Source organism: Bianquea renquensis (assembly GCF_014384895.1).
In the GTDB taxonomy this organism is placed as follows: domain Bacteria; phylum Bacillota; class Clostridia; order Lachnospirales; family Bianqueaceae; genus Bianquea; species Bianquea renquensis.
Window position 1 is genome coordinate 1 of sequence record NZ_JACRSQ010000048.1, and the last position, 12,771, is coordinate 12,771.

The 12,771-nt window shown below is 50.8% G+C and carries 10 protein-coding genes and 2 rRNA genes; 3 read left to right on the plus strand and 9 right to left on the minus strand.

The annotated features are described in order from the left end of the window. Positions 1–170: 170 nt before the first annotated feature. Positions 171–1,823: a DUF4091 domain-containing protein gene (locus H8730_RS16445; protein WP_177719370.1), complete on the minus strand. Its 1,653-nt coding sequence runs from the start codon at positions 1,821–1,823 to the stop codon at positions 171–173. Positions 1,824–1,987: 164 nt separating this feature from the next. On the opposite strand from H8730_RS16445, the gene H8730_RS16450 reads away from it, so the two are divergent. Continuing rightward, positions 1,988–2,803 (plus strand): peptidoglycan-binding protein, encoded by an 816-nt coding sequence (locus H8730_RS16450; RefSeq protein ID WP_249290206.1) that lies wholly within the window; start codon positions 1,988–1,990, stop codon positions 2,801–2,803. 69 nt (positions 2,804–2,872) lie between these two features. On the opposite strand, the gene H8730_RS16455 is transcribed toward H8730_RS16450, so the two are convergent. From H8730_RS16455 to H8730_RS16475, 5 genes are all read right to left on the minus strand, one after another. Next, entirely contained in the window at positions 2,873–3,844 is a 972-nt protein-coding gene (locus tag H8730_RS16455) for a radical SAM protein (protein ID WP_177719210.1), read from the minus strand. Between the two features lie 33 nt (positions 3,845–3,877). Further along, positions 3,878–5,854 (minus strand): FAD-binding protein, encoded by a 1,977-nt coding sequence (locus tag H8730_RS16460; RefSeq protein WP_177719211.1) that lies wholly within the window; start codon positions 5,852–5,854, stop codon positions 3,878–3,880. A 9-nt stretch (positions 5,855–5,863) separates the two neighbouring features. Beyond that, positions 5,864–6,595: a 3-ketoacyl-ACP reductase gene (locus H8730_RS16465; protein ID WP_177719212.1), complete on the minus strand. Its 732-nt coding sequence runs from the start codon at positions 6,593–6,595 to the stop codon at positions 5,864–5,866. Between the two features lie 207 nt (positions 6,596–6,802). Continuing rightward, positions 6,803–7,012, minus strand: a complete 210-nt coding sequence (locus H8730_RS16470; RefSeq protein WP_249290207.1) for a hypothetical protein — start codon at positions 7,010–7,012, stop codon at positions 6,803–6,805. A gap of 329 nt (positions 7,013–7,341) precedes the next feature. Next, positions 7,342–7,554, minus strand: a complete 213-nt coding sequence (locus H8730_RS16475; RefSeq protein WP_249290208.1) for a hypothetical protein — start codon at positions 7,552–7,554, stop codon at positions 7,342–7,344. A gap of 169 nt (positions 7,555–7,723) precedes the next feature. On the opposite strand from H8730_RS16475, the gene H8730_RS16480 reads away from it, so the two are divergent. Together H8730_RS16480 and H8730_RS16485 are read left to right on the plus strand one after the other, a co-directional pair. Next, a complete protein-coding gene (locus H8730_RS16480) occupies positions 7,724–8,572 on the plus strand; it encodes a MurR/RpiR family transcriptional regulator (protein ID WP_177719213.1) in 849 nt (282 codons plus the stop codon). A 468-nt stretch (positions 8,573–9,040) separates the two neighbouring features. Continuing rightward, on the plus strand, positions 9,041–11,140 hold the full coding sequence (locus tag H8730_RS16485) for a DUF4838 domain-containing protein (protein WP_177719214.1): 2,100 nt from the start codon (positions 9,041–9,043) through the stop codon (positions 11,138–11,140). A gap of 67 nt (positions 11,141–11,207) precedes the next feature. On the opposite strand, the gene H8730_RS16490 is transcribed toward H8730_RS16485, so the two are convergent. The 3 genes from H8730_RS16490 to H8730_RS16500 all read right to left on the minus strand — a co-directional run. Then, a complete protein-coding gene (locus H8730_RS16490) occupies positions 11,208–12,230 on the minus strand; it encodes an alpha/beta hydrolase family protein (RefSeq protein ID WP_177719215.1) in 1,023 nt (340 codons plus the stop codon). A gap of 189 nt (positions 12,231–12,419) precedes the next feature. Continuing rightward, a 5S ribosomal RNA gene (rrf, locus tag H8730_RS16495) occupies positions 12,420–12,537 on the minus strand. 139 nt (positions 12,538–12,676) lie between these two features. Continuing rightward, positions 12,677–12,771 (minus strand): 23S ribosomal RNA (locus H8730_RS16500); the annotation flags it as partial.

Below are 12,771 nucleotides of genomic sequence, written 5' to 3' on the forward strand. Positions count from 1 at the left end.
CTTCTTTCAGATTCCACCTCGCGATGGACACCCTTGCTGTTCGGCTATGTGCTTCGTCGTTGCCTACGCGCACTCGGGACTTTCACCCGTTAGAGAACGCCCATGCTGGGCAAACAAAAATGGCCTTACTTCTTTTAAAACATGAAGTAAGGCCATGTAAGTCAAGCGGTCTACATATGCGCCTGAATCTCCTGATTCACCCGCAGGCGGAGCGTCAAAAGGTAGGAGGCGTCCTGGGGATACTGGGTAAAGGTGATGGGGGCGGCAACGCCATCTTCCAGCAGAGCCATGACATGCTCCCGGCTTGTCAGCTGTTCCAGCAGCTTCAGAGCGCGCAGATCCGTCAACGCCTCATGGAAAACCATCATGCGGATGGATTCCAGCGGCTCCCCGCCATCTCCAGGATAGACGACGAATGGATCGCCTGAGGGGAAGGCCATTTCGCCGTCTGTGACTTGAAACGGATTGATATGGCGGAGGGAAAGGCATGAATTATAGAAGTTGAAACCCCACTGTAGGAATCCCTTGACGTTATACTTGTAGAACTGCGTCCCAATGATGCGGTTTCTGGCCGAGGGCATGCCAAAAAATCGATTGGAGGTCAGATATCCCTGGCCACAGCAATAGTACACCCATAAATCCTCAGGGCACTGTCCCTCCAGGAAGGGCGTGAGAGCATCGGTGGCAATAATGGGGTTTTCGCAGACGCCGTCTGTGAAGAAGCGATATTCGCTCATGGCATCCATAATGGGATAGTCCACTAGATACTCCTGAACCTGCGCCCGGACAGCGTTGTACTGCTCCAGGCTATTCTCACTCGGCTCATCCGAAATGTGGAAGACTGTTTTCTTCTCAATCCCCAGGCGCTCCAGTTCCTTTGTCAACTGGGGAAGAAAAGCGGAGAGGAAACCGCGATAGTCTTCCCCCAGGGCATCCTGCTCCCAGCCAAATAGTTTCTTGAAGCTGCCGTCCTCATAGCCCATGATCTTCGGACAGTGCTTCGCACCCCACTGGGTGTAGAGATGCGCCATCTCAAAGTATTCTATCCCGCAGTCCTGGCACATGCGGACCCAGCGCTCCAACTTCTCAAACCCAAAGGAATAGACGCCCTCTTGCCGGTATACATCCACAAGCTGAATCGTTGTCCGTTCTCCGCCGACGACGGTGTCAAGCGCCGGCGTAAAGATGGGGGTGAGGATCATAGTAAGCCCACGGCGGACACCCAGCTGGATTTGCCGGCGCATATACTCCCAGTGCGTCTCAGAAAAAACAGGAATTTGATAATAGTCCGCAATACAATCTCCGTGGAACCATTCTGTCACCATCAGGTCCTGTTTGGGCAATACCGCATCCACGATCTCCACTTCCGTTTGGATGACAACTTGCTCATCTGGAAATGAGACAAAGTCCACGGTGAACGTGATCGGGGATGGACCGGCTATGGTGGAGGCGTTCGTCTCGATCTCAATCCAAAAAGCTGTCCAATGCCGGTTGAGAAGAAACGTTTTCCCTTCCGATAGCGGCGTCAGCAGATCCGGGAACAGGCCTGGCTGATCGGACAGGATATTGCCGTCTGTAGAATCGTTGACCGGCAGCATGGAGGGAACGAGGTCGACCCGCTGTACGCGGATACACTCTGCGAGGGGCGAATCCACCGTGATCATGGCATCCGTTCTCACAATATTGGGCAAATCCGGCCGCAGTGCAAGTTGAAAGGATAGGACGTCGTCCTTTAGCATAGTGAATCGTGTGGAACAAGGTAGGGGGGATTTGTCTGGAAAAATTTTTTCAAGACTTGATGTTATGATCGATTGAATTGGCATAGCTTGACCTCCTTGGCTCGTATCTTTTTTTCAGTATAGGGCGTTTTGTATCCTCCGTCAAGGTAAAATCAGATTGTCTTTTCGTTTTTTTGTTTAATTTGGAACCTGTACCACTTTTCTGGCATAGGGTAAACTGGAACTAAAAATTTAATGGAGGGATCAAAATGTTCTATGATACGCGCAATCGTAATAACCTGGACAAACTAGCCGATTCCACAAGAAAAGCGGCCTATGAATGGTATCAGTATTTGCTGGACACAGACACGGAGGTGTTAATTTATGATACGCTCCGAACGAAACAGCAGCAGGAGGAAAACGTTCAAAATGGCGTCAGCCAAACTATGCGCTCCTACCATCTGGTGGGACAGGCCCTAGATTTTGTACCGGTTGTGGACTCTAAGGGAAGTGTGGATTGGAATGGATACGCAAGAGCGGAAATCCGGCGCGCCATTGAACGTGCCAAAAATCTTGGATTTACATGGGGCGGCGATTGGACATCCTTTGCGGACCAGCCACACCTACAGTATGATGGTATAGGGTATGGGACTGACACCTTTAACCGCGGAGATACAGTTTCAACGCCATCGAATACCACCATCATCCGGCAAATCCAGGAGACATTGAATGCACGCTATGGGACGCAGCTAACAGTGGATGGGCGGTATGGCCCAGCGACTAAAAAGGCGCTGATCATCGGCCTGCAAACAGAACTCAATCAGCAGTATCAAAGGGGACTGGCAGTTGACGGCAGTTTAAGTCCTGCTACGAAAGCGGCAATCGTCTACACAAAAAGGGGCATTAAGGGAAATATCACCTGGCTGGTGCAGGCCGCACTCTATTGTAAAGGGTATGATCCGAAGGGACTGGACGGGAGCTTTGGACCAGGCTTGGAAAAGGCAGTGCGAAAGTACCAGGAGGATCATGGACTTCAAGTGGATGGCAGTGCTGGACGGGAAACACAGACACATTTATTCGGATAAGAAGCAAGTCAAACGCCAAAGGGGCGGCTTTCGCCGCCCCCCTGGCGTTTACTGGCTTCCCCATTCAAGTCAATGGCAGTGCGTTGTATAGTGCTGATCTGGTTTTAAGATATCATCATAATAGGGTTTTAAAATCCGCCTCGCCTCTTGACACAGATGACATTTATCAGCATACTGATCTTTTATTTTATATCCATACTGTTCTGCTAGCTTTGCCAGTCCCAGGGGGCCTTCGGTCAATAGGATTTTGAAGATTGGATGATTCTGTGCATTATACTGTACCAGCATCTCCTTCAGATCTTGATCATGCACATTCCCAATTGCGATCCCACAACCTTTCGTGATATAGCCACCGGGCTCAAGGATGAGCAAATCCAAGGTTTCGATGTCGCTATCCCCCCACCACGGCACTTTTGTACATGGCTCTGTTGGGACGCCTCTGTTTTGTGCGAACAGGTCTCCAAATTCGTCTGCGGCACGCCCGATAAATAAGATTCCTCCCTCATATTGGGGAATCTCTGTATCAAATTCTGCGCATAGCTGGTTGACCAGGGATTCCGTCCGTTTGTCAAGCGCATGCTCTTTATGGACCGGGTCCAGATACGGCACTTCAAGATTATACCGAATTCCTGCATCGATACAAGCTTTGACTGCATTTGCTACATACCGGGCCGGAACAAAGGGTTCGTGGAACGCGTCCAGACTTAGCATCACATCCGTTTTTGTCTCCTTTAAGGCTGATACAAGATCCAACGCTTTTTCATAGGACTCCGCCCACCAGGCATTTGTTTCCAACCTTGTGCGTACACCCAGTGCATGAATTCTTTGTATAAGCTGTATGGTTTCGTCTCTGAATAGGGTTGGCTCCCCTCCCAGGATCACCGCCATATCAAGTCCAAAATTTTCTTTCAGCCCTTTCGCCACAGCATAGGGTGTCTCAAAATCCGGTGTTACAACTTCCGATTCATTTTCACAAAAAAACCGGCAGTGAGAACATTTTGCAGTGCAGCGATAGAGTAAATTAATCTTTAACGTTTTCATTCAGCAATGCCTCCTTTTATGTGCGTGCATGTACTACGGCCGATTCTCTTCATAATCTTTCCACACGGTTTCAAACCACTGTTCTGTCTGCGGAATCGGTCGAACTTGCCTCCACTGAATCTGAACCTCTCCGTTCTCTAAAAATGCCTCCTGGATTTGCTCTCTATGACGCCCATCATCCTCAACAAATCGAATGTCGTCCGCGAGCCTTGCGTGTACCAATTTTCCATTTTCACTGACGACCAGGTAGGAACCCCTGCTTCCAACACCATCCTCGATTGCTTGGGCCATAGCGGCGGTGTAGACCTGTTGGGCCAGAAGGAGATCATAGTTAATCATCACGGCCGGCAGCTGGGCTGGCCCGGTGATGGTAACCGTCTGCCAATACCCGGCAATCTCCTGTTTTGCGGCATCTGCGACTTCCCGCAGAGCAGCGGCCTCCCGAATATGTGCGCAGTGCCGGCTCATCCGCTCTCCAATTCGCATTCGCGTCTCTCCTAGATTGGAAGTGGCGCTACACCTCTGTACAATCTGCTCTAACTGCCCAATCCGCTCCTGGATGGCGTCCATGCACCATGCCGTCAGCTCATCCTTGCCAGGCGCCTCCCCTTTTTCTTTGGATGCAATGTGCCACGCCGCGCGGAGACTTCCACACTGTCCTGCATTGAGGGCTGTGCCGCCAGGCCGGTATACACCATGGCTGCCGTTCACCTCGCCAATGGGAAAAAATCCACAAATATTGCTCTCCCACTGCACATTTCCACTTAACCCGCCATTGTTGTGCTGGGCACATACCGCGATTTCCAGGCGCTCGCTAAATAAATCGATGCCATGACTTCGATAGAGGTCAATTGCTTGGGGATTCATATGGTTCAGCCGGTCAACAGGACGCTCCTGCACCGCACTGGAGCGAAGCAGATACTGCCGTCCCTCCTCGCTCAGCTGTGTCAACTGCGAATCCCAGCCAGAGGGATTGTTTAAGTAGTCCAGGAATACCCTTCGATTTCGCAACTGCGTTTCCTGGTAGACGAGGATGTCAATTAGGCTGGAGCCCTGTCCCTCCACCTTGCGAGGGTCGAATGGCCATTGGTAGCCTTTGAGAAAGATGGCATCTAACATCGCCCTGTCACTGTCAAAGTAGTCCCGCAAAAATTCTCGCTCATCTCCGCCGTTGGCATCTGTAGAGACATAGCGAGGTAGAACCTGCTGATAGGTACCGGACAGATTCCAGCGAAATTTTGTGGACGCAAGGCCATACTGCCATTCCGTCAGATTTTTTCCTTTTACACCCCCTTCAAAGGCCAATCCTGTGGCCCCGTGTTGACTCGGCGGATATACTGAACCTGCATAGAGTCCAGCTGGCCCCCCCGTCCCATAGACGATGTTTTTTGCCGCAAATATGACATATCGCTCGTCAGGGCTATTTAGCTTATTTTTGTTGAGGCACAGTACGCCTACGCAGCGCCTATCCACTGTGGAGGTTAAGACACGAATGACAAGGTATCCGTCATAGATGGGAATCTCCTTCTGCTCCACCTGTTCTTGCAGTCTTTCTGTCATATATCTGGATGTGAGCGGCCCGGCTGATGTTGCACGCTGCCGAGGGTCATGGTCTGTCTTATATCCGACAAATTCTCCAATTTCATTGTGCGGGAAGGGGACTCCAATCTCCACCAGTTTAAAAAAACTTCTCGCTGATAATGCGGCCTCTGTGAGGGCGAGATCGCCATCTACCGCACCTCCCTCAAACAGAGTCCTGGCCATTTGCTCCACGCTGTCGCCGGCATCTCCAGACATCGTTAGTTTATAATAGGTCTGTTTATCCGAGCCTGTATTTCGGCTGGTGCCCATTCCCATGCCCTCTGTCACAATTGCAATCTGCTTTTGTCCGAACTGGTAAAGCCTGTCCGCACAGTTGAGAGCGGCGGCTCCGCTGCCAACGATGACCGTATTATAACGGTACAGCTTAACCTGTACGCCTGCGATTTCAATTCGCTCTTCTGTCCCCATGGCATTCCCCTACAGCCTCTGCAAGTGAAAACCGCCATCGATATTGATGACCTCACCTGTGGAATAGGCCAGAGCACCGCCCGCGATGGCACACACCGCCCGCCCGATATCCTCCGGCGTCCCATATCGTCTTATGGGCAAAATTCCTTTTTCATAAATCAGAGTATCATATTTATTCCGCACGCCCGCAATCATATCTGTCTCAATAATTCCCGGTCTCAGCTCATAGACACCAATACCGTATTCTGCTAACCGATCCGCAAAGATTTTTGTTACCATGCCGATCCCCGCCTTCGAAATGCAGTACTGTGCACGGTTGGTGGATGAAGTGTATGCGCTCATGGAGGAAATATTAATAATACAGCCGCCTTTCCCTTGTGCAATCATTCGTTTGGCCGCCGATTGGGTTAGGAAAAAGGTTCCCTTTAGATTAATATCCATCACATAATCATAGCTCTCCTCTGTCATGTCCAAAACATCAGTGCGAACTTTTGGCGCTACTCCCGCGTTATTCACTAGGACATCCAGTTCTCCAGCCATGTCTAGAAGCCTCTCTCTATCATGCTCGCTGCTGAGGTCGCCCTGGACATATACTCCATGAGGTAGCATTTTCATCGCCTCGCGCACCGCCTGCTCATCGTGGCGTCCCATGACCACAACCCGGTATCCATCCGCCTCTAGCATTTGCGCAATCCCATATCCAATACCACTGGCTCCGCCGGTGACAACCGCTGTTTTCATGATCTTGTATCTCCCTTTGATCCTATGATAACTTCATTATACCATCCGCCTGAGATAGCTGCAACCGTAAAAACTTGTTTATTTGTATGAATTTCTTGTGCGTCAAGTCGATTTATATTTTTTCTATGGCCGGGCCACAACACTCTATATGCTGCCCTGGACGGCATCTGTGTCCATCTTCTTGCACGCCGGCTTCCACTTTTCGCTTCATCCCCGGCGGGCACGCTGGAGTTCTTGGCTCCTCTCTCCCCGCTTTTTGCACGCCGGCGCACGCCTCCTTTTTTTCAACCGGCTTCCATTTCCTCCTTCTTCTGCACGCCGGCTTCCACTTTTCGCTTTATCCCCGGCGGGCACGCTGGAGTTCTTGGCTCCTCTCTCCCCGCTTTTTGCACGCCGGCGCACGACTCCCTTTTTCACCCGGCTTCCATTTCCTCCTTCCTCTGCACGCCGGCGCACGACTCCTTTTTTTCAACCGGCTTCCATTTCCTCCTTCTTCTGCACGCCGGCTTCCACTTTTCGCTTCATCCCCGGCGGGCACACTGGAGTTCTTGGCTCCTCTCTCCCCGCTTTTTGCACGCCGGCGCACGACTCCTTTTTTTCAACCGGCTTCCATTTCCTCCTTCCTCTGCACGCCGGCTTCCACTTTTCGCTTTATCCCCGGCGGGCACACTGGAGTTCTTGGCTCCTCTCTCCCCGCTTTTTGCACGCCGGCACACGTCTCCTTTTTTTCAACCGGCTTCCATTTCCTACTTCTTCTGCACGCCGGCTTCCATCTTTCGCTTCATCCCCGGCGGGCACGCTGGAGTTCTTGGCTCCTCTCTCCCCGCTTTTTGCACGCCTCCTTTTTTCAACCGGCTTCCATTTCCTACTTCTTCTGCACGCCGGCTTCCTTTCGCTTCATCCCCGGCGGGCACGCCCATTGCGATCTTGCGAATGTGAATCGATAGAAAAGCTGACAAAAATCAGTATATTCAAAACGCTGTGCGCAACTGCCGTTTAGAGTCCAACTAAATTAAAATACTCTTCTTTCTATAATCGAAATGACAGGAATGGTTGTCAAGATGTTGCGATCCGTGTATAATCAAAAGTGAACAGCCCTTTAAATCTTAATCGGAAGAAGTGATCCTTATGCCAGATACAAAAATCATCAGTGCGTACATTCGCAATATCTATCCGCAGCTCTTCTCCAATGAAAAATTGATAGCGGAATTTATATTGGAGCAACCGGACTCCTTTCTGTCCCTTCCCACCGCCAAGCTAGCAGAAAAAATGGGCGTCTCCGGGTCCAGCATCGTCCGGTTTTGCCAAAAAATGGGATTTGAGGGGATCAGCGACTTTCGGCTGGCCCTTGCGAGGCAACACGAGGCTTCAGCTGCAATGGCCTTCGGCGGTATTATGCCCGATGACACACCGGAGCTTGTCGCTCAGAAGATTTTCTCCTCCAACATTAAAACCCTTTCGGATACCATCGCCATGCTGGACACCCGCGCTCTGCACAAGGCTGTGGAACATCTGCAAACGGCTCGTCGGATTGAACTGTACGGGCTTGGCTCCTCCTCCACGCTGGCTATGGACGCATATCTACGGCTGATTCGGGCCGGATATCCCGCTTATGGTGTCACAGACCCATACATGATGCGGCTTTCTGCATCCTCCCTCGCAGAGGATTGCTGTGTCATCGGAATCTCGCATACCGGGCGGACGCGGGATGTGATTGACACTATGCGTATCGCTCATGAGGCTGGCGCTTTTGTTATCGGCATAACCAGCCATGTGAAGACGCCTGTGACTCAAACCTGCGATGTTGTCCTCTCCATCTATTCTGATGAGGCGTACATCATGACGGAAGCCGTGTCCTCCCGAATCGCACACATCGCGCTCTTGGACACCCTTTGCGCCTGCTTGACCTTACAGCGCCAGGACAACGAAGAGCAGATTCGCCGATCCAACGCCCTGATGGACGAGCTACGCTTCTAATCCTTTTTTATCCACGCACTTCACCAAAATTATTTTTCTTAAGTAAATTGACTTTACTATATTTCTATTATATAATACATACTTGATAAAGAGCAAGATGTCGCATAATCTCGTGAAACCTTCCTCTAATCATTATGTGGAAAAGGACTGTTCATATGGCCGCCGATCTCCTCAGCATTGGGTATCTCTTGGAAGCCGATACACTACACACAGCAAATGCCGGCCGCATTCTTATCGTCCTGGACCCTTTAGACGAGCGCAGTGGTACACTGCTGAATCCGTCTATTTTTTTGGTATCGCTCATTTTCCGATTCGGGCCTATCTGGAGGAACGTTTTTCGCTGCTAGTTTTCTTAAATGCCGAAATTGAGGTTTGTTATGTACCTGCCTTTTGTGTCCAGGCTAGGAGGATACACTGAATCAGAGGCTCTTTGCCGGTAAAATAATATAAGCATAAAGGATGGACACCATGAACATTACGATCCAAACTCCATATGCCCAGGCAGATCGCTATACGGGTATCTGGGCCAATGAAGAAGAACGAATCAATTTTCGAAAAGAACCGGATCGGGCGCTTCGCTGCACGATCTCCTTTGCAGCTATGCAATTAAAAGAGTATCTATTAAAGACTCTGTCTCACGCCTCCATCACCTTTTCGAATCAAACAGCGGCGGACACGGATGTTTTGTTAAGCCTAGACAAAATCAGCGGGGACTGCGACGATGAATATCATCTGATTCCCCTTGCCGGGCCGTCGGGCGTTCGCATCGAGGGCTGCTCTCGCCGGAGTATTTTGTACGGCGTCTACGAATTTCTTAAGCTCCAGGGCTGGCGCTGGTACTATCCCGATGATGGCGGCGAAATCGCGCCTTCTCTCCGCGACACCCTCCAGCTTCCAGAAAGGCCTCTGGTGTTCAAGCCAGCCATGGAATTTTCCCGCGGCTTCGACCTCTCGGAATCCTACGCCTACACGTCGCGGCCTTTCCTGATGTGGATGATCCGCAATCGAATGAATGTTGCCATCTGCCGGGAACCTACGGCGGCGTTATCCCGAAAGCTCGGATTTATCTCCAAGTATGGCGGCCACATCTTTGAATCCATGTTGGCTCCTGATAAACCCTGGGATAATGGGCGGGATCTGTTCGATACCCATCCGGAATGGTATGGTCTGCCGGAAAATGGGCTTCGGCAACGGGAAAAGGCGCTCTCCGTTCAGCTGTGCGTGGCCCACGACGATATGTTTGATTATTTAGCTGAGGAGCTTCTTGCAAAATTAAATCACGAGTGGTATGAACATGATCGGATTGACATTTGGGGTTTTGATACGTGGGGGAGCGCCTGCAGCTGTGATGTCTGCCAGACTATAGGAAACAATACGGATCGTGCCGTCTATTTTCTGTCTCAGCTTCGCCAGCGTTTGGATCGTGCCATGAAGGATGAGCGGCTGGATCATCCAGTTCAACTGGTGATGTGCAGCTATGAGGGAACTTATACTCTGGCGGCTCCACAGAAACCTGCGCCTGCAAATCTGCTAGCGGCTGGCGACAGCGTCGTATATTACCCCATTAACCGCTGTTATGAGCATTGCGTGGAAGATTCCCACTGTGCGACGAATCGGCGATACGCCACCACTATTTCAGATTGGGAGGAAGCTCCCTGTCAGTTGCCAAGGGTTATTGGAGAATACTACAACGTTTCGAAATATGAGGATCTTCCCCTTCTCTTTACTCATTCCATGTTAAAAGATTTGCCCTATTACTATCGAAAGGGCTTTTGCGGAATCACGTATATGCACGTTCCAATGATGCACTGGGGATTGCGGGCTTTGACTCATGTTCTCTATGCGGAACTTGCATGGACCATGAAGGAGACCTCCTCCATGGAAGATGTCAGTCCGTACCTGGCCGATTATTTTTCCGGTCTCTACGGCCGCTATGCCTCCCGTATGAACGTTGTATATCAGTTGGTTGAAAAGAGCAGCTTAACCATCGCCTCGTGGCGCGCCTGGGATGGCAACAGCATCCTGTCGCAGCTGTTGAAATGGGACGGAAAAAAACCAGTGCAGCCCTTATCCCCCAATGGACATTTTGCAGACGGTATCCTGGCGGATGGACAGCGCATCGCCAAGATTCTCCAGCAGACTGTATCCATGGTCGATGCCATGATCCAGGAGGAGAAAACGTGGATGGCCCGGGAAGGAGCCGTCACGATCCAACAGGCTGTAAACCCGGACGAACTGCGCAAGCTTAACACGAAGGACCAGCTTCTCCAGCGGCTGACCGTGGTTCATCGCCAGCTTCTCTATGGCCGTGATGTCGCTCGGTTAAGTGTCGCCGTATGTCGGTACCATCAGGCGCTTCTCCGGGAACACGACGCAGAAGCGGATCTTGCATGGGACGATGTGGAAACCTATGAAAGGGCTCTTGAGCGGTACTACATGCCCATCACAGGATATAATGCCAACAGTCTCCTAGTGAATGATGCCATGATCCGTTCTCAGCTCCGCCCTGTCATCTCACGCTGTCGCGCACAGCGCACGATGAAGCTTGCACAACAAAAGAGGGGATAACCCATGTTATAAAAAAGAACCGGCACACAAGCTGATTTCCATCCGCTTATGTGTCGGTTCTTATGATTTACATCAAACATTCACAGCCCGCCTGTTTCATATACGCCTTCATTACAGGCCATGACAAATCAGCGTAAAATCGGTGACCTCCCGGCCCCATGACCAGTTTACAATTTTCAGGTGCACCACAGGCTTTGTACAGGCGCTCTATTTCTTCATAGGCCTTTCGAACGCCGTCCTCCGGAAAAATCGAATCCTCTTTGCCAGCTACGATCACCAGCGGCCGTGGGGCAATAAGCCCGGCCAGATCCCCCATGTCAAAATAGTGGAGGATTCCAGGTATGTAATTGCAGGTGCAGTGAGAAACCTTTGCAATGGAATCCTCGTAGGTACACACCGAACAGCTGGGCATCGCAAAGCGAATTCTGGAATCCATACAGGCGGCATAGAAGGTTGCCGTTCCCCCTGCCGAATTGCCCATGCAGCATATTTGGCTTACATCGATCTGCGGAAATACTCCGGTTTCCAAAAGATCAATCAACCGCTGAATGTCCCAAACCCGCTCTCCAATAGTCGTGCGGCCAATAAGCATAGCGATAAGCGAAGAATTGTTACAATCAGGGCCTGTCTGCGTCCCTCCACATTCGCCAAAGCAGCGCTGTTCTACCGTAATCGCACAGAACCCTTGTTTCACCGCCTGTATGGCAAAATCCCGATCTCCCCCCAGAGACTCGGCGTCCATGGGATATTTTACCCTCCCCAAGGAGATATGCATACCCGTAGAATGGCCCTGCAGGCAAATGACAACAGGGCTTTTTCGAGATGTCGCCACGGGGATACAGAAATAACACGGAACGTAATACCCAGGCTCCGACTGGAACTGAAACGAAATCTCCCGGTAGTCGCCGCAGTCTTTCTCTGAGAGGATGCGGAAATCCGGCTCGCAGCTTTCATAGGGATGGCCCAGTAGCTCTGCCAGTTTAGAGCGGCCTTTTGCCTTCCATTCCTGGAAATTCTCCCCTTCCCGGTATCGCATTGAGGGCACGGTAGTCCTGATCAGGTTCTGGTTGTGAGGATACGGTAAACTCATGGCAGACAACCTCCATGTCTAAAATATGTATGTCAAATAACGCGGATAAAACGGGTGTCAGAAATCTAAAGACACCGGGATCTATCGACCACTATCCATAGTATATCAGCACTCTATGGAAAATGCAAGCACTTTGACTTCGGGTCTGCCATAGGGGACGGTCACTCAAGTTTTATTCCAGAAATAAAAAAACGGCAACCACCTACTCTCCCAGGCAGTCACCCACCAAGTACCATCGGCCGTCTATGGCTTAACTTTCGTGTTCGGGATGGGAACGAGTGTTTCCCATAGACGCATCGTCACCGTTTATTTTGAGTTTATTTTGTTGTGATAAACTCTCAAAATTGCACATTGAAGGGAAAAAAGAAACAACCAAAGGTCTTCTCCACTTTCTTGACCTGTCTCGTCCTCCGAGTCACGCTTTCACGTTTCACTCGTCCTCTCTCCTGATCAAGCTCCTCGACCTATTAGTACCGGTCAGCTCCATCCCTCTCGGAACTTCCACCTCCGGCCTATCTCCTCGTCGTCTTCAAGGGGTCTT